The sequence below is a fragment of the Frankia sp. BMG5.23 genome (assembly GCF_000685765.2).
Classification (GTDB): Bacteria; Actinomycetota; Actinomycetes; order Frankiales; family Frankiaceae; genus Frankia; species Frankia casuarinae.
The window spans coordinates 1-16,566 of record NZ_JDWE01000018.1 but is presented as its reverse complement, the minus strand read 5'-3'; the positions used below and the strand labels follow the sequence as shown (position 1 = coordinate 16,566).

The following is a 16,566-nucleotide window of genomic DNA, read 5'->3' as shown; positions in this document are numbered from 1 at the left end:
GAACCCGACAAAACCCTCGGAGGAGACAGACTGTGTCGGATTCGCAAGGTCTTGTGTTCGCGTCAGCGGAGTGGCTGCCCAACGGAACCGAACATTGGGCCAACTTCAAGGTGACCATCTCCAACTACTCCACCGAGGACGTGGTGGATCCGGAGATATCCTGTACGTTCGCCGCGCCCCGGCTCATCCGGAATGTTTACGGACTGGTGTTCAACCCGGTTGATCGGCCGACTGACGTCGTCACTGGCCGCCTGGTGTCCGAACGGAAGATCATCCAGGCGAGGGGATCGCAGGAGTTCACCCTCGCGATGCAGAACGGTGGTACGGGCGCCGGCTCGGATCCCGCCCTGCTGCCGAACGGCTTCACGGTCAACGGGGAGAACGCCAACCCACCCGAGGACACCGATCCGCCCACGGTGCCGGAGAAGCTGCGCATCACCGGCTGGGCGCCGCACAGCCTGCACCTGACCTGGGATCCGTCCACGGACAACATCGCGGTGGCGGGCTACGAGGTGTTCTACCGGACTCCGGGTGGAGAACCCCGTGTCCTGGCGACCACCGCCGCCGAGGCCACGGTGTCGGGGCTGAACTCGTTGACGGAGTACATTCTGCGGGTCCGCGCGTTCGACGTCAGCGGCAACCGGTCGGAGCTGTCCGAGGAGGTAGCCGCGTCGACTACCGCCCCCCTCCCGGACCCCGGTACCTGGGATGCGCCGCGAGCGCCCTTCGTCGACTACACCGCATGGCCGAACCCGAAGCTCGCCGAATACGGCTCCCTGTCCGGAATCGACAGTTTCTTCGTCGGCTTCCTGGTGGCGCAGCCGGGCGGCGACAAGAAGGTGTACTGGGGCGGCTATCCGAGCTACGGGGAGGCCGCGACAGGCGATTTCGGCAAGGAGGACTTCGCCGCGTTCACCGCGCAGGGCGGGAAGGTCATCCTCTCCTTCGGGGGTGCTTCCAACGTCCCCCTGGAGGATGTGGAGACCGACGTTTCCAAGATTGTGGCGACGTATCGGGCGATCCTCGCGAACTACGGGGTCAGCCATGTCGACTTCGACTTCGAGGGAGCGTTCATCCAGAACCGGGCGGGGTTGGAGCGGCACGTCGCCGCCATCTCCCAGGTGCTCCCGGCCTACCCCGGCCTGAAGATCTCCTACACGCTTCCCGTCGACGGCGCTCCCGGCAGCCTGGTGGGTTTCAACCCCGACGGGGTGCGTCTGCTGCATCTGCTCGCCGACGCGGGCGTCCAGCCATCGCTGATCAACGGCATGCTGATGGAGTTCGGCCAGACGGCCCCCTCGGACGCCTATGAGTGCTGCGTGATCGCGCTTAACGGCATGTTCACGCACATCGCCGGGGCTTGGCGCGACTGGGACGAGCAGAAGGTCTGGCGGCGGATCGGCGCCTGCCCGATGTTCGGCCGCCACATCAACGGCCGGATCTTCACGCTGGACCACATGCGCCGGCTCGTGGAGTTCGCCCGTACCCACAACATCGGCGCCGTCTCCGGTTGGGACGCCACCCGGGACTACAACCAGGGCCGCCTGCCCGAATGCGCCGACTTCAACGGGAACGACCTGGCGAAGTGCACCTACGTCGAGCAGAACCCGTTCGACTTCTGCAAGATCATCGCCACCTACCGACCCGAGTCCGTTCCCGCCGCCGCGCTGCGGCGGTAGGTCCGCGCCCGCGGCCCGGCGGCGCACGTAGCCGCCGGGCCGCGGTCCGGCTTTCCTGGCGGCATTCCGCCAGGCGGACCGGCGGATCCGTCAGGCGACGGAGGACATCCCCGGTTCCCAGATCTCGAACCCGGCCGCCAGGTAGCGGTTCCTGGCCGCGGCTCGCATGATCTTGCCGCTGCTGGTCTTCTGTAGCCGGCCCGGCAGGGCCAGCACGAGGTCGTTCACCGAGAGGTCGTGTTCCCGCGTCACCGCCGCCCGGATCGACGCAGCGACGTCCCTCGCGTCGGCGGTGAGGCGCTGCTCGTCCCTGATCTCCTGCACGACGACCAGCTTCTCGCTGTCGGCACCGGGAACCGAGAACGCGGCGCACCCGCCGGGGCGCAACGCGGGGTGGGCCGACTGGACGGTGAGCTCGATGTCGTGGGGATAGTAGTTCCGGCCCCGAATGATCACCAGGTCCTTCAGCCTGCCCACGACGTAGACCTCGCCGTCGACCAGCAGGCCGAGATCGCCGGTGCGCAGGTAAGCCCGGCCGGTCTCGCCGTCGAACTCGGCGTGGAACACCTCGGCCGTCGCCTCCGGGCGGCGCCAGTATCCCTGCGCCACCTGGTCGCCGGAGACCCAGATCTCGCCCACCTCGTCCGCGGGGCACGGGCGTCCCGTTTCGGGGTCCACTATCCGGAGCTCCTCCTCCGGGAGGACGAGCCCGGATCCGACGAGACTCCGGCCGCGTCCGCCCGATGCCGGCACATAGCGCCGGTGACCGAGCGCCTCGACGTCCGCCTCGAGGGCGCGGGGACCGCGGCCCTTCCGGCTGCCGGTCACGAGCAGGGTCGCCTCGGCCAGGCCGTAGCACGGGTAGAACGCCTTCTCGTCGAACCCGTGGGGCGCGAAGATCGTCGAGAACCGGCGCAGGGTCTCGTGACGGATGGGCTCGGCCCCGTTGAACGCGACCTTCCAACAGCTGAGGTCGAGGTCCGGCACATCCCCCCGGGCGGCCCGTGCGACGCAGACATCGAAGGCGAAGTTGGGCCCGCCGCTGGTGTGGGCCCGGTACCGGGAGATGGCCGACAGCCAGCGCAGGGGCCACCGGATGAACGTCATCGGCGCCATGAGGATGCTGGTCGCCCCGAGGTAGAGCGGCTGCAGGATGTTGCCGATCAGCCCCTGGTCATGGAAGAACGGTGCCCAGCCGACGAACGTCGAGTCCTGATCGTGGTCGAACGCGCGCCGGATCATCTCCTGGTTCGCGGCGAGGTTCCGGTGGGAGACCATGACCCCCTTCGGATCGGACGTGGAACCGGAGGTGTACTGAAGGAAGGCGACGGAATCCGGCGGACAGGGCCGGGGGCGGAAGCTCGTGCCCGCCTGGTCCGTCTCGTTCGTCTCGTCCGCCACCTGGTCGACCGGCAGCCAGGGGAGGGGGCCACGGATCGATTCCACGACGGGCCTGATGTGCTCGACCATCGCGCCGACGGTGAGCACGGCCGAAGGCTCGCAGTCCTTGATGATGCTCCGGGTCGCGTCCTGGATCAGGTTCCTGCGCGGGGGGTTGACGGGGACCGCGATCACCTGCGCGTAGAGGCAGCCGAAGTAGGCGACGATGAAATCCAGACCCGGCGGGAAGAGCAGCAGCGCCCGGTCGCCGGGCCGGCAGTGCCGGATCAGCTCCCCGGCCACGGCGAGCGCCCGCGCGTGCAGGTCGCCGTACGTCAGTACCGCCTTTTCCGCCTCGTGTTCATCCACGAACACGTAGGCCCGCCTGGCCGGCTGGCGGGCGGCGCGGTTCTGTAGGACTTCCGGCAGCAATGTCGCGTGCGGCACCCTTTTTCCTTCCCTCGACTTTCCCTCCCGCCCCGGGAGCGGCTCGACGGAGCTCATTCCAACGCCGCGGCGATGCGCGCCGCGATGGCCACCCGGTGGCGTTGATGGAAGAAGTGATCGCCCGGGAAGGTGTGGACCGCGAAGGCCGCGTCCGTCTCGTCCCGCCAGGCTTCGATCTCGGCCAGGTCGACAACCGGGTCCGCGGTTCCGTAGAAGGCCGTGATCGGGCAGCGCAGCCTGGGTTCGGAGCGGTACGCGTACTCCTCGCTGAGCGTCAGATCGACTCTGGTGAGCCGTAGCGTGTAGCGCAGGAAGGCCGCACTCCGATGTGAGCCCCCCGTGTCACCCATCGTCTTCAGCGCGGCAACGAGCGCGTCGTCCGGCAGGTGATGGATCGGTGCCCTGCTGGCGGGCCGGTGTGGCGCCCGGCGGCCGGAGACGAACAGATGCACCGGTGGGATACCCGCCGCACTCAGCGCGCGGGCCAGCTCGAAGGCGACCAGTGCTCCCATGCTGTGGCCATACAACGCCACGGGCGGGTCGATCAGCCGGGTCACCTGTGGTAGCAACGCGTCGACGGCATCGTGCACCAGGCGCAGCGCGGGCTCGGCCACCACGTCCTCACGACCGGGCAGCTGGACCCGCACCGCCGCGACGGTCGACGGGAACAGCCCAAGCCATCTGGCGAAGGAACTGGCTCCGGCACCGGCGTGCGGGAGGCAGATGAGCCGCACGGCGGCATCCGTCGGTTCGTACCGCAGCCACGTCCGGCCCGTCAGCCCGGTGCCCGTCAGCCCGGTGCCCGTCACCCCGGTGCCCGTCACCCGACACCCCGCACCGAGACCGGAAGCTGCTTCAGCCCGCGGACGATGAAGCTGTGATCCTGCCAGTCGGGTTGCGTGACCAGGAGTTCCAGGCGTTCGGCTCGCCGGTACAACCGATCAAGGGCGACCTGGGCCTGCAACTGCGCCAGAATCCCGCCCAGGCACCCGTGCATCCCGTGGCCGAAGGCGAGATGCCCTCGTGCGTCGCGGGTGATGTCGAACTCGTCCGGCCGGCTGAACACCGCGGGGTCGCGGTTCGCGGCGCCGAGGCACAGCAGAACCTGATCGCCTGCCCGGATCCGGCTTCCGTCGATCTCGACCTCGCGCGTCGCGACGCGCTTGGTCAGCTGCAGGGGACTGTCGTAGCGCAGAGCCTCGTCGACGGCGCCGCCCAGCAGCTCCGGCCGACGGCGCAGGCGCGCGTCCTGATCCGGGTGCTGGAGCAACGCGAGGAGACCGTTGCCGATGAGGGATTTCGTGGTCTCGTTGCCGGCCACGAAGCACATGATGCAGACGAAGACGACTTCCTCATCGCTGAGCCGGTCGCCCCCGGCCGTCCGCGCGGCGAGCAGCCGGCTGATCAGATCGTCACCCGGCCGGGACCGGCGTTCGGTGACCACGTCGTCCAGGGCCTGCGCGAATGTCTCGACGACGTCGGATACCCGGGTGAAGTCCTCGGTCTTCATCAGCCCCGGCTCGAGCAGGAAGCGGATGTCATGCGTCCAAGGCCCGACGCGCTCGCGCAGGCTGTCCGGAAGGGCCATCCAGTCGCACATGACCGTGAGCGGTAGGGGCCCCGCGAGATCGGCGACGACGTCCATGCCGCCGTCGTCCCAGGCTCGCCGCACCAGCCGCTCCGCGACCTCGTGGACGCGGGGGCGCAGCTCGGCGACCGCCTGCGCCGTGAATACCCGGTTCACCAGGCCACGCAGCCGGGCGTGGTCGGGGTTGTCGGTGAAGACGAGCGACTTGGTCGCCAGCCGCCCGATCCGCGCCACGTCGTCCCGCGACAGCCGCGACGCCTGCCGGCTGACCAGCTGGGGGATGAGCCCGGCGCTGAACGTCCGGTCGTGCAGGACACCGCGCACGTCGGCGTGCCGCGTGAGCACCCACATGCCCAGCGTCCGGTGGACGGGCTGCGCGCCTCGAAGCCGCGCATAGAGCGGGTACGGACTGCGCCGGAACTCGGCGCCGAAGGGGTTGAAGCGGATCGGTGCCCGGGTGGCTTCGGCGGTCGCGGTGTCGGCGGTCGCGGTGTCGGCGGTCGCGGTGCTGGGTGTCGGGGACGTCATCCCGCCCGTGCTCATCCCGCCCGCACCCCGCGGCCCTCGAAGTATCCGCTCCCGAAGGGCTGAAGGACGAGCCTGAGCAGGCAGATCTTTCCCATCCGGAACCCCAGGGCGGACAGCTTCAGGTAACGCTCGTACCGGGCGACCACCTCCGGTCCGACGACACCCACGGCCTCCTCGCGGTGTCGGCGCAGTCGGCGGGCCCACTCCTCGCATGTCCAGGCGTAGTCGAGCCGACCGTTGTGCACCGACTGGATCTCGAAGACACCCTCCGCCGCGGCGGTGATCTCCGTGAGCGTCGGCAGATCCGCCGCCGGAAATATCTCCTGCTGAATGAAGGCGCTCGCGTTCTCGCGGGACATGTTCGCGTAGGCGATCGTCTGCAGCGACAACACGCCGTCCCGCTTCAGCCAGCCGTGGCAGCGGGTGAAGAACTCCCGGTACAGGCGGATCTTCTCGGCGGACGAGTCGTCGGGTCCGGCGAAGTGCTCGAAGGCACCGATGGAGATGATCCCGTCGAACCGGGTGCCGGGTTCGTAGTGCGCCCAGTTCTCCGTGCGCACCTCGACACCGGGATAGCCGCGGGACCGGACGAAGGCCGCCTGCTCCGCACTGAGGGTGAGACCGACGGAGCGTCGCACCCCGTGCGTTTCCGCCAGTCGCCCCAGGATCGAGCCCCACCCGCAGCCGATGTCCAGAACGCTTTCGGCGCGGTCGGCGCGAATCGCGTCCAGGTGGAACCGCAGCTTCCTTTCCTGGGCTGTTTCCAGGGTGTCGTCCGCGCCTTCCCGCAGCGCGCAGGAGTAGGTCAGCGAGCGGTCCAGCCAGAGCCGGTAGAAATCATTTCCGACGTCGTAGTGGTGGCGGATGGCCGCCGCCGCTCCGACCGTCCGATCGTGTCCGACCGAGGTGGCCATGACGACTATGCCACGTGCCGCGGGAGCTGCGTGTGCAGGTACGTGGCGACCGCGTTGAGGTTCGGGTTCTCGAACAACGCCTCGGGCGGTAGGTCGACGCCGTAGCGTTCCTCAACCTCGATCAGCAGGGAGACGGCGAGGGCGGAATCGATTCCCAGTCGATCGAAGTCCGCGTCCGGATCGACCTCCTCCGCGGGTATCTCGAGGAGACCCGCGACATACTCCTGGCACCAGGTGACAATCTCTTCCCTGCTTGGCTCCACCGTGCTCGCTCCTTATACCGCGGTACTCGGAGCGGATCTTCTGGCGGCGATGCGCTTCGCCGCCATCCGCTCTTCGGACGGAAGTTTGACATCCCAGGCGAGGCCACTGACCGCGAGCAGCCTGATGAGCCAGTAACCCGGATCGAGGCGGTACCACCGCAGCCCGAAGGAGGGCGAATCGGGGAACGCGTGGTGATTGTTGTGCCACGATTCGCCCAGGCTCAGCAGGGCGAAGATCCCGCCGTTCCTGCTGTTCTCCCGGGACTCGTAGGGGCGGGTGCCGAACATGTGCAGGAAGGAGTTGATCCCCCAGATGACGTGTTCGAGGACGAACATCCGTACGAGACCACCCCAGAGGAAGCCGCTCACCGCCCCGGTCCAGCTTTGGTAGACGAGGCCACCGACGAGCGCCGGGAGCAGAAGCCCGAGCGTCACCCAGTAGTAGTAGAGGCGGGCCACCCGGACCAGCGCGCGGTTCTTGATCAGATCCGGCGCGTAGTGGACGACGTTGGGATATTCGTGGCGGCGCATCCACAGGAAGTGCGAGTGGGCCAGGCCGCGGAGCCGGCCCTTCAGACCGTTGCCGGCGAGATTCGGCGAGTGCGGGTCTCCGTCGCGATCGCTGCACTCGTGGTGCCGCCGGTGCAGAGCGACCCAGGACACCACGCCGCCCTGGCCGGCCATCGAGCCGAGTACCGCGAGCGCGGCCGCCGCGGCCGGCGCCGCCTTGAACGCGCGGTGCGTGAAGAGCCGGTGATAGCCGACGGTGATGCCCAGACCGGTCAGGAGCCACATCGAGAAGAGTAGGGCGAGTTCGGTGGCCCCGATCGGATGTACCGCGAGAAACGCGATGGCGGCGGCGGTGCCGGCAATCGGGAGGACGTCGAACAGCAGGAAGTGCCGGCGCTGCAGGCGATGCAGGTAGGAATTGCTGATCGTCTTCCGGCGGGGAGTGGATCCATCGGCTCCGTACCCGTTTTCAGAGTACCCGGTTTCAGGAATGTGCGTTGCAGGCTGGAAGCCAGCCATTCTCGACCGCCTCCTCCGGAGGGCTGCGGATGGGTCGTCGGCCCGAACTTTTCCGATCGTAACAGCCGTCGTGGCCGGTTCCGGAACATGCGCCGGAGTAATCGATCGTGAGATTGTGTTTCGTTATCGTCCGCTGCTGAGCCGCACCCGCCGGCTCTCCGGCCCACGGATAGTGCGGGTGCCGCGGTAGTGCGGATGCCGCGGTAGTGCGGATGCCGCGGTAGTGCGGGTGCCGCGGTAGTGCGGGGTGTCGCCCAGCACCGTCATAGGGCGACACCGCATGGTCAGGGCGACAGCCGGATGGGGAGTGTCTCCAGGCCACGCACGGCCAGATGCGGGCGATAGGAGGGAGGGTCGCTGGCCGGCGTGAGGCTACCGGCCCGGCGCACGAGTGCCTGCAGGGCGATCTCCGCCTCCAGTCGGGCGAGCGGCGCGCCGAGACAGTAGTGGATCCCCAACCCGAAGCCGAGATGACGGGGGGCGGGTGTCGGCCCGGCGTACCGGCGGATGTCGAACCGGTCCGGCTCCGCGAAGGTCCGCGGATCCCGCCCGGCGGCGGCCAGCATGATGACGCCGACCTCGCCCGCGGCGAAGGAGTGCCCGGCGACCTCGGTGCCACGCAGCGCGAGACGCCCGACGAACTGGACGGGCGGGTCGTGGCGCAGCGTCTCGTCAACGAGTGCGGGCGCCAGGTCGGGGTCGGCCCGCAGCGCGGTGAGCTGGTCGGTGTCACGCAGCAGGGCGAGCACCGCGTTGCCGATCAGGTTGATCGTGGTCTCGTACCCGGCGACCAGCAGCAGAGCGCACAGCTCCAGCAGTTCGGCCTCGGTCAGGCTGTCACCCTGCTCCCGCACCGCCACGAGAAGACCGAGCAGGTCGTCGGTCGGCCGAGCCCGTCTGGCCGCGATCAGATCCGTGAAGTAGGCGTCGAACTCGACGGTGGCCTTCCCTCGCAGGGCCAGCTCGTCGGGTGTGAGCAGATAGTCCGGATCGAGGCCGCGGGTGAGGGCGGTTCCCCAGGCCCGGAACGTCTCCTCGTCCCGCACGGGCACACCCAGCAGATCGCAGATGATTCTCAGGGGAAGGGGACGGGCGAACGCGTCGATCAGATCCACCTCGCCAGCCGCGAGCGCGGCGTCGAGCAGCGACTCGACCAGGACGGTGATCTGTGGCCGCAGCCCGGAGATGACCCGGGGAGTGAACGCCTTGCTGACCAGCCCGCGCAGCCGGGTGTGATCGGGCGGGTTCACGCCGAGGAGCGACCGCAGCCCGCCGTCGAAGCTGTTGGCGGAACGCCAGGCGTTGGTTCCCCCCTCACCCCGGCCCCAGGCGGCGTCCTGCAGAACGTGCATGCAGTCCTGGTAGCGGGTGAGCAGCGTGACCTGCTGGGCGCCCAGCGGCAGACGGTAGAACGGATCCGCCTCCCGTAGGGCGTGGTAGCTGGGGTAGGGATCATGGCGTCGGGCCGGATCGAACGCGCCGAAGGCCGGCGGCGTGCCGACCGCGGCCGCACCGGACGGGGAATCGGCATCCATTGTCAGCTCCTCGCTTCCGGTGGTCGGTGACCCCGCAGCCGCGCCGCCGCCGCTGCGTGCGACCGTGAAGGACGTTTGCAGGGCGAACCGGACTCCCGATGAAGGGAACGCGAACGGACGACGAGAAGAACGGGAAGGACGGGAAGGACGAGGAGACCGAGAAGGCCGACCGGCCTCTCCCTCATTGAGGGAGAGGCCCGCCGGCGGCGGTGACGACCACCCCGACCGCGGCGGCGATGAGCAGGGTGAGAACGACGCCGCGGCGCAGGGGCAGCAGGAGGATCATGGCGCCGCCGAGGGTGGCATACTGCCAGGGCCGGTCGAGCGCGCCGGCTAGCGGGATGGCGGAGCCGAGGATGGCGCCGGCCGCGGCGGGGGCGGCGCCATCGAGGAAGGCGCGGATTCGCGGTTCGGCCCGCAGCCGGGCGAAGTGGGGACCGCCGAGCAGGATGAACGCGAACGACGGACCGAAGGCGACGGCTGCGGCCAGTAGCCCGCCGTCAATCCCGGCTGCCGCGTACCCGACGGCGGCGACGGTCTGCACGACGGGGCCGGGGGTGATCTGTCCGAGCGCGACCGCGTTGAGGAACTGGTCGGCGGTCATCCAGTGATAGTGGTCGACCGCGTCGGTCTGCATCAGCGGGATGATGACGAAGCCGCCGCCGTAGGACAGGGCACCAACCTTGAAGGCAACCCAGATCAGCGCGAGCAGCCCGCCGGTGCCGGTTGCCGCGGCGGCGAGCAAGGGCATGGGTGGCGCGGCAGCGCCCGGCTGGCGGCCGGGCCGATGGTGGCGGCGGGCGGCCAGCTCGAACGCGCCGCAGCCGAGCAGGACGAGCACCAGCCACGGGCCGACAGCGGCGGCAGCCGTCGCCCCGGTGGCCAGGTAGCACGGCCAGCGCAGGCGGCTGACCGTGCGGGCCCGCCGCCAGCTTGCCGGCAGCAACGCGACGCCGGTCTGGACGGCGACGGCCGCGACCGCGGAACCCGCCCCGGCGCCGGCGGCGCGCACCCACCGCGGCGGCGAGCCGGCGAGGAAGATCGCCGCCAGCGCGAGAATCAGGATCAGACCTGGCACGATGAACGCGATCCCGCCAACGAGCGCACCCGGCCGGCCCCGGAGCCGCCAAGCGCAGTAGATCGCCAGCTGGGTGGACGCCGGTCCGGGCAGCAGGTTACAGACCGCTACGGCGTCTTCGAATTCGGTGGCGGTCAGCCACCGCCGTCGCTCCACGCAGAGCTGGCGCAGCAGCGCGATGTGCGTCGGCGGGCCGCCGAAGCCGAGGCAGCCGATCCGGCCCCATTCCCGTAACACGGCGAGCAGGCTCGGGTGAGCGGGGGTGGCCGCGGACGGCGCATCGAGCTCCACGGTTGACATCCTCTCCTCCCCCGAGGGAGGGGATTCCCGGGCCTCGCGGCACCCGGCCGGGTGGTCAGGGTCGGCGCCGATCCACGAACCCTCCCTCCCCTGAAGCACTCGACTGAAGCACTCGACCGGCTGGCCGCGAGATGGTGGCCGCGAGGGTGTGTCGCGGCCACCATCTCTGCGAGCCAGGCAGCTCGGTCAGATCTTTCAGATTTTAGCGAGGAGGTTCCGCATACTCGTGATCTCGGCGTTCTGGGTGTTCTGAATATTCTCGGCGAGCTGCTGCGCCGGGGTATAGCGTCCGTCGCGGATTTCCGTCTTCGCCATGGTGACGGCTCCCTGGTGATGTGCGATCATCATGGTGAGGAACATCTTGTCGAAGGCGGGTCCGGTCGCGTTCCCCAGCGCGGTCATGTCCGCGCTGGACATCATTCCTTCCATGGTGTCGCCCGGCATCATGGTTTCTGATCCGTGGCCGTTCATGCCGTGGCCGTTCATGCCGGGGCCGCCCATGCCGGGGCCCGATCCGCCGCCGCCGGCGGGGGGAGCGGTGGGCTGCTTCCAGGCCGTGAGCCAGCCGACCATCGTGGTGATCTCCGGAGTCTGCGCGGCGCGGATCTGCGGCGCGAGGGTCTTCACCTCCGGGTTCTGGGCGTGGGTGCCGGCCAGGTCGGCCATCTCGATGGCCTGCCGGTGATGGGGGATCATGTTCTGGGCGAAGGTGACGTCGGCGGCGTTGTAGTCGGTGCTGCCGGTGGCACTGGTGGCACCGGTGGCACCGGTGCTGCTTCCCCCGCTGCCGCACGCGGTAAGAACGGCTGCGGCCAGAAGCGCCGGGATGAGCAGGATGAGTCGTCTCATGCTGGTTCCTCGTCTGCCAGGTGTCGGTAGATCCTTGTGCGGGTTCGCCGTGCGGAAGTCCGTGGGGACGCGCAGGCGAAAGCCGACCGGTCTACAGGCGGAGCACGCAGAGGCAGACGAGTGAGGGTGCGTGGGACGGTGGCGGTCCGCCGGGGGGCGATCGTCCAGGCCGGGATGACGCCACACGTAGCCGGCTCCGGGCGGTGAAGGTCGAGCGGACGGCGCGGGTGAGCAGCAAGGCGATGAACAGGACGCCGGCCAGGCGAAGGAACGCCAGGCACAGCTGACCGGCATGCCCGTCGTGGCCTGCGTCTGTGGCCGGCATCGTGACCCTGGTCCGCGGGTCGAGACCGGCCAGGTGGACGGGCGCGGAGCGCGGATTCATCCCACCGTCGGGCATCGTCGCGTCGGGCATCGTCATTGATTCGCTCCGGGCCGCGGGGAGCCCGTGCGTGCCGGAGTCGGTATGGCCGGCGTGCGCGGACAGGCCGCCGTGCATGAGCAGAATGCCGAGGAGCACGGGCACGAGAAGCGGGAGCAGATGCAGCCTGCCCGGGGTGCTCTTTTCTCTTCCTCGGCGCCGGACCCTCACCGTTGCATGATGCTCCACGCGCAGGCGCTCGGTAAAACCCGCGCCCGGGCCGGCTCGTCTCTCGCACGGTCGAAAGAGCGGCTTACCGGACCCTGCCGACGTAGTAGCTGCTGCTGTAGATGGGCTGTAGGTTGACATTTCGTCGAGTTTGTGGCGCGGCCCACATATAGCCGTTGCCTGCGTAGATGCCCAGGTGGGTGATGTTGCCGGGAGTCCCGAAGAAGATGAGGTCGCCGGGCTTCTTCCCGGACCTGGGGATGCGCACCGTGGCCTGGAACTGCTGCTGGCCGGCCCCTGGTCCGCACCCGAGTTGCACATGCCGCACGGCTCGGACGCCGTACACCGACCACCGCACCGCCGGACCCTTGTTGACGATGTCGACCCGATCCAGCCCCAGAGAAACTGCGACAGCACGGCTCGCCGTGGTCTCCTCCCCGGCGTCGTCGAGCCAGCAAGGAGCTATGATCATGGTGTTGCGCGGCAGGGACCTTCGGATCCAGCAGGCTTGAGAGGAGACGCGATGATTCAGGATCGCGGTCCTTCCCTTCGTCCCCGATGCCGACGACCCGTACGGCATCGGGGACGGCTCGTCGACGCCCTGCTGTCCGGCAGCTACCTCGCCCTCACCCATGCCACTGTCGACTTCGACCCGACCCTGCTGGCGGCGACCGAGACCTATCGGCAACGCGGCATCCCACGCAGCCACGCAGCCGCGCCGAGGTGGAACGTTTCCTGGCTGGCCTGGAACTCGTCGAGCCGGGCGTGCAGGTCGTGCATCGCTGGCGGCCGGACGACACCACGCCGAAAGACGTCACCGACGCCCAGGTCAACAACTACGGCGCCGTAGGCCGCAAACCGTAACGTCCCTCCGATCGGCCCCGATGCTGGCGGTACCCACCTCCAGAGAAGCTGTGTCTCCCCAGATCACCTCTAGGGAGACACAACGAGGAAACCCTGGCGAACTTCGGCGCTTCGCCGCTGGGGCGGATCACTACCAGCGTGGGCGCACCGGTCCACCCGTGAAGAACCGGAGCAGGTCGCCGAGGATCCACTCAAGATCCAAATTGGGTTCCGGCTCGACTGGCGGTCCGGCCAGTCGAGCACCGGGGTGAACGGTGCGGTCGGTCACTGGATACCTCGATCAGACGGCGACCGACCTGAACGGGGCGCTCCTCCCCAGGCCGGTGATACGCGCGCGGAACGGGGCAGGCAGATGGATCACATCAGGCCTACTACTCGGCCGTAGGCGCCCACCGGGTCGTCCTGGCTGGGTGGGTCCGGGTGGCGGTGCTCGGGGAGGGCGGACAGCTCCGGCCGGTAGACGACCAGCCTGCCCGCGCGTTCCCGCTTGGCCGCGTACATGGCCAGGTCGGCCTGGTGCAGCAGGCTGTCGGGACTGGCCGGCCGGGTGGTGGAGCCGTCGAGCGTGACTAGGCCGAAGCTGGCCCGCGGGGTGTAGATCTGCCCGGCCAGCAGGCACGGCTCCTGGACTGCCATCGCGAGCCGCTCACCCACCTTCCGGGCGTCGACGCCGCCGCTGCCGAGAATGATGGCGAACTCGTCCCCGCCGAGCCGGGCGACGGTGTCCACCGCGCGGGTGTCCGCCCGCAGTCGCTCCGCGCTGATTTTGAGGAGTTCGTCCCCGGCGGCATGGCCGAGCGTGTCGTTCACCAGCTTGAACCCGTCGAGATCCAAAAACAGGACGGACACCGTCCCGGAGTCGCCGGCGTGGCAGGCGTCGGGGTTGTCGGGGTTGTCGGGGTCGTGGGTGAGGGCTCGTTGCAGCCGCCGAGTGAACAGCGCCCGGTTCGCCAGGCCGGTCAACGGGTCGTGGAACGCCTGATGGTGAAGCTGCCGTGCGCGCTGGCGTACCTCGGCCAACAGTCGGTTACTCTCCGCCAGGGTGACCATCTGCCGGACCAGCGCCACCAGCAGCAGTCCGACCATGCCGTACGCCTCGAACCGGTCGAGCTGCGCACCGGTCGACAGTTTGCCCAGGATCAGCAGGCCGGCCGCACCGAGCACGGCGTAAGGCAGCACGGCGTGCGCCCACACCGCCCGGGGGCCGCCCGGGGTGAGGCTGTCGGTCGTGAGGCTGTCGGTCGTGAGGCTGTCGGGTGTGGGGTTGTCCGGGTGCGTGCGCGCCGGTAGCAGAGCGGCAAGGAAGATCATCATAAAGGCGAGGGTGAATCCGATCATGGCCCAGGGGGGAAGGTGGTGGCTGTCCGGCGCGGTGCTGTAGACGGAGATGTTGCTGGTGAGTCCGTCGATCAGCAGGCCCGTGCTGAGCAGTACCGACGCCGCCGGGGAACGCGGCCGGCGGAAGCAGGTGATCAGCAGCACCGCCGTGGCGAGGATCAGGCTGGCGACCGGGTGGAGCAGGGCGGCCAAGAGCTGGATGGGGTCGGGCGGGCCGGCCGGGACGAGCGCGGCGAGAGTCGTCCCCCACGCCAGCAGGATGATCGAGCCGACGATCAGCACACAGTCCAGCAGGGTGATCGTATGCCAGCGGTATCCGCTGTGTCGCGCGGTCCTGGTGTTCTCGCCCTGGCCTTCCACCGGTGCGGTGGGTAGGGACAGCAGCCCGGCCAGGGCCACCCCGTAGAGAACGAGGAAGATGGCATAGCTCGGGGACATGCGGCCAGTCAGGAAGCCGCCGGCGAGGAACGTCGCCGCCGTCGCGAGGTTGGCGACCAGCACGCCGCCAGCGGCGAGGCGGGCGAACCGCCGGCGGCGCTCCGTCCCGCGAACCTGCCGGGCGGTCCGGAAGCAGGCGGCCGCAGTGGCCAGTTGGGCAGCGGCGTCGAGGAAAATCGACGCGATTCGGGGGGTCTCCGGATTTACGACCAGTTTTCCCCAGGTCTTGCCGGATTCGGCTGGCCGCTGCGGGGCAAGTTCCCGAGTCCTCGTCTGGAAGAACTCGACGGCGGGCGTCCTCGCCAGCGTGTACCACCTATCGTGGGTGATCGGGTATACGGGGGTCATTATTTCTCCTTGGCGGGGTGTCAACCCGGATCGCCGTATTGCGTGCACAGCCAGCGACGATCATGACGGTTGGCGGTCGACGAAACACCGCGCCTGATCGTGCAGTGCTGTCACCGTCTTGACCTGCGTGACAGGTTCACCGTCCGTCGCATACAGGTCGGTGAGCGTGTCAGCGTTGTCGACGTTGACAAGGGTTCCCATCGGCTTTCCGCTGCCTTGTTGTATGAAGTGAGTCACAGCCTTGCAGTCGGTGGGGGGTGGTGCACCACCCCTCCGGGTAGTCAATAGCTGGAAATCGGGTGGTCAGTGTCCTGAGCGAAGCCACTCTTCCCGGAGATCCTGGTTTAGATCTTCTTTTTTTATGCGGAGCGTGGCGAGAAGCATGGGCGGTGGTCGAATCCGAGCTCCCGCCACCGTCGAAAGACCGGCGGGCACCACCTCAAGGGCACGAACGTCCACGTCCGCCGACGGTGCTCCCGTTGCTGACGGTGTTGGTGCGGCTCGCCTGCGTGCAGGACCGGGATGGCGGCCGGCCGCCGCTGGCTGGCCGCCCCTGGCTACCCACCCGGCGATCGCCGGACGGGAAAACCACGGGTTCACCCGTGAATGGACATGAACCTAAAGTTTTGGTATCGCGCCTGGACTGGGCGGTTCGGGTGCGTGGAGCCGGCGTTGCGGCGGTGGGGACGTTCCCATTTCCGTAGCCGGGTGTGGGTGGGAAAGGCGACGGGATCTGCCGGGCCGGGCCCGTTTCCAGCGGCCGCCTTCTCCAGGGTCGGGCCTTCTCCAGGGTTGCTGTGGATGGTGCCTGCCCGTGCCGTTAGGGTGCTCGTCAGTGGCATCCGAGTGGCATCCGAGTGGCGAGCGGATGTCCGAGTGGCAAGGGGATGGAGGAGCGGTGACGGAAACACGGGACCCGGCGTGGGTAGCGACGACGGGGGACCGGGAGCCGGTGAACCTGCGGATGGATCTTCCTCATACGGCCCGGATGTATGACTACTACCTGGGCGGGAAGGACAACTTCCCGGCCGACCGGGAGGCCGCCGAGCAGGTCATCGCCGCGTTCCCCAACGCCCGCGTCACGGCCCGGGAGAACCGGGCGTTCATGACGCGGGCGACCCGGTTTCTGGCCGGGGAGGTCGGGATCCGCCAGTTCCTGGATATCGGTACCGGCATCCCCACCAGCCCGAACCTGCACGAGATCGCCCAGGGCCTCGCCCCCGACACCCGGGTGGTTTACGTCGACAATGACCGTTGCAAGTCGGGTTGTGCACACGCGGTGTAGAGGCGAGGCTCGGTGCCCGGGGCGCCCGGCGAGGCTCGGTGCCCGGGGCGCCCGGCGAGGCTCGGTGCCCGGGGCGCCCGGCGAGGCTCGGTGCCCGGGGCGCCCGGCGAGGCT

Annotated in this window: 13 protein-coding genes and 3 pseudogenes; 3 read left to right on the top strand and 13 right to left on the bottom strand. The window is 69.0% G+C overall.

Going from position 1 to position 16,566, the window contains the following annotated elements:
- The first annotated feature begins 32 nt into the window (after positions 1-32).
- On the top strand, positions 33-1,679 hold the full coding sequence (locus BMG523DRAFT_RS10605) for a fibronectin type III domain-containing protein (RefSeq protein ID WP_011436040.1): 1,647 nt from the start codon (positions 33-35) through the stop codon (positions 1,677-1,679).
- A gap of 90 nt (positions 1,680-1,769) precedes the next feature.
- Here the strand turns inward: BMG523DRAFT_RS10605 and BMG523DRAFT_RS10600 are convergent, their stop codons facing one another.
- The 11 genes and pseudogenes from BMG523DRAFT_RS10600 to BMG523DRAFT_RS24440 all read right to left on the bottom strand — a co-directional run.
- Entirely contained in the window at positions 1,770-3,506 is a 1,737-nt protein-coding gene (locus BMG523DRAFT_RS10600) for a fatty acyl-AMP ligase (RefSeq protein ID WP_043591063.1), read from the bottom strand.
- A gap of 53 nt (positions 3,507-3,559) precedes the next feature.
- A complete protein-coding gene (locus BMG523DRAFT_RS10595; protein ID WP_152987844.1) occupies positions 3,560-4,330 on the bottom strand; it encodes a thioesterase II family protein in 771 nt (256 codons plus the stop codon).
- Positions 4,327-5,622: a cytochrome P450 gene (locus BMG523DRAFT_RS10590; RefSeq protein ID WP_049760874.1), complete on the bottom strand. Its 1,296-nt coding sequence runs from the start codon at positions 5,620-5,622 to the stop codon at positions 4,327-4,329. Before BMG523DRAFT_RS10590 ends, BMG523DRAFT_RS10595 begins: the two co-directional genes overlap by 4 nt.
- Before the next feature lie 11 nt (positions 5,623-5,633).
- Positions 5,634-6,536 (bottom strand): class I SAM-dependent methyltransferase, encoded by a 903-nt coding sequence (locus BMG523DRAFT_RS10585; RefSeq protein ID WP_011436044.1) that lies wholly within the window; start codon positions 6,534-6,536, stop codon positions 5,634-5,636.
- 5 nt (positions 6,537-6,541) lie between these two features.
- The gene (locus BMG523DRAFT_RS10580; RefSeq protein WP_011436045.1) at positions 6,542-6,799 is read right to left on the bottom strand and encodes an acyl carrier protein; all 258 of its coding nucleotides are present in this window, start codon (positions 6,797-6,799) and stop codon (positions 6,542-6,544) included.
- Positions 6,800-6,811: 12 nt separating this feature from the next.
- Complete coding sequence (locus BMG523DRAFT_RS10575; RefSeq protein WP_011436046.1) at positions 6,812-7,828, bottom strand: fatty acid desaturase; 1,017 nt, start codon at positions 7,826-7,828, stop codon at positions 6,812-6,814.
- Positions 7,829-8,112: 284 nt separating this feature from the next.
- On the bottom strand, positions 8,113-9,363 hold the full coding sequence (locus BMG523DRAFT_RS10570) for a cytochrome P450 (RefSeq protein ID WP_011436047.1): 1,251 nt from the start codon (positions 9,361-9,363) through the stop codon (positions 8,113-8,115).
- A 181-nt stretch (positions 9,364-9,544) separates the two neighbouring features.
- Complete coding sequence (gene chrA / locus BMG523DRAFT_RS10565; protein WP_051623824.1) at positions 9,545-10,741, bottom strand: chromate efflux transporter; 1,197 nt, start codon at positions 10,739-10,741, stop codon at positions 9,545-9,547.
- A gap of 195 nt (positions 10,742-10,936) precedes the next feature.
- Positions 10,937-11,590 (bottom strand): DUF305 domain-containing protein, encoded by a 654-nt coding sequence (locus tag BMG523DRAFT_RS10560; RefSeq protein ID WP_043591045.1) that lies wholly within the window; start codon positions 11,588-11,590, stop codon positions 10,937-10,939.
- A 91-nt stretch (positions 11,591-11,681) separates the two neighbouring features.
- A complete protein-coding gene (locus tag BMG523DRAFT_RS10555; protein WP_011436050.1) occupies positions 11,682-12,182 on the bottom strand; it encodes a hypothetical protein in 501 nt (166 codons plus the stop codon).
- A gap of 82 nt (positions 12,183-12,264) precedes the next feature.
- A pseudogene (locus tag BMG523DRAFT_RS24440) lies at positions 12,265-12,468 on the bottom strand (C40 family peptidase); the annotation flags it as partial.
- Positions 12,469-12,712: 244 nt separating this feature from the next.
- On the opposite strand from BMG523DRAFT_RS24440, the pseudogene BMG523DRAFT_RS22985 reads away from it, so the two are divergent.
- Positions 12,713-13,043, top strand: a pseudogene (locus BMG523DRAFT_RS22985) (SAM-dependent methyltransferase); the annotation flags it as partial.
- A 357-nt stretch (positions 13,044-13,400) separates the two neighbouring features.
- On the opposite strand, the gene BMG523DRAFT_RS10545 reads toward BMG523DRAFT_RS22985, so the two are convergent.
- Together BMG523DRAFT_RS10545 and BMG523DRAFT_RS25265 are read right to left on the bottom strand one after the other, a co-directional pair.
- Positions 13,401-15,167, bottom strand: a complete 1,767-nt coding sequence (locus tag BMG523DRAFT_RS10545) for a GGDEF domain-containing protein (RefSeq protein WP_011436052.1) — start codon at positions 15,165-15,167, stop codon at positions 13,401-13,403.
- A 60-nt stretch (positions 15,168-15,227) separates the two neighbouring features.
- Entirely contained in the window at positions 15,228-15,368 is a 141-nt protein-coding gene (locus BMG523DRAFT_RS25265; RefSeq protein WP_023840896.1) for a hypothetical protein, read from the bottom strand.
- A gap of 697 nt (positions 15,369-16,065) precedes the next feature.
- Here BMG523DRAFT_RS25265 and BMG523DRAFT_RS10540 point away from each other — a divergent pair.
- Positions 16,066-16,419 (top strand): annotated as a pseudogene (locus BMG523DRAFT_RS10540) (SAM-dependent methyltransferase); the annotation flags it as partial.
- Positions 16,420-16,566: the final 147 nt, after the last annotated feature.

Excerpts from the sequence above, each read along its gene's own strand:
- BMG523DRAFT_RS10545 (WP_011436052.1), bottom strand. The coding sequence starts at position 15,167 with ATGACCCCCGTATACCCGATCACCCACGATAGGTGGTACACGCTGGCG.
- chrA (WP_051623824.1), bottom strand. The coding sequence starts at position 10,741 with ATGTCAACCGTGGAGCTCGATGCGCCGTCCGCGGCCACCCCCGCTCAC.
- BMG523DRAFT_RS25265 (WP_023840896.1), bottom strand. The coding sequence starts at position 15,368 with ATGGGAACCCTTGTCAACGTCGACAACGCTGACACGCTCACCGACCTG.
- BMG523DRAFT_RS10570 (WP_011436047.1), bottom strand. The coding sequence starts at position 9,363 with ATGGATGCCGATTCCCCGTCCGGTGCGGCCGCGGTCGGCACGCCGCCG.
- BMG523DRAFT_RS10590 (WP_049760874.1), bottom strand. The coding sequence starts at position 5,622 with ATGACGTCCCCGACACCCAGCACCGCGACCGCCGACACCGCGACCGCC.
- BMG523DRAFT_RS10560 (WP_043591045.1), bottom strand. The coding sequence starts at position 11,590 with ATGAGACGACTCATCCTGCTCATCCCGGCGCTTCTGGCCGCAGCCGTT.
- BMG523DRAFT_RS10585 (WP_011436044.1), bottom strand. The coding sequence starts at position 6,536 with ATGGCCACCTCGGTCGGACACGATCGGACGGTCGGAGCGGCGGCGGCC.
- BMG523DRAFT_RS10575 (WP_011436046.1), bottom strand. The coding sequence starts at position 7,828 with ATGGCTGGCTTCCAGCCTGCAACGCACATTCCTGAAACCGGGTACTCT.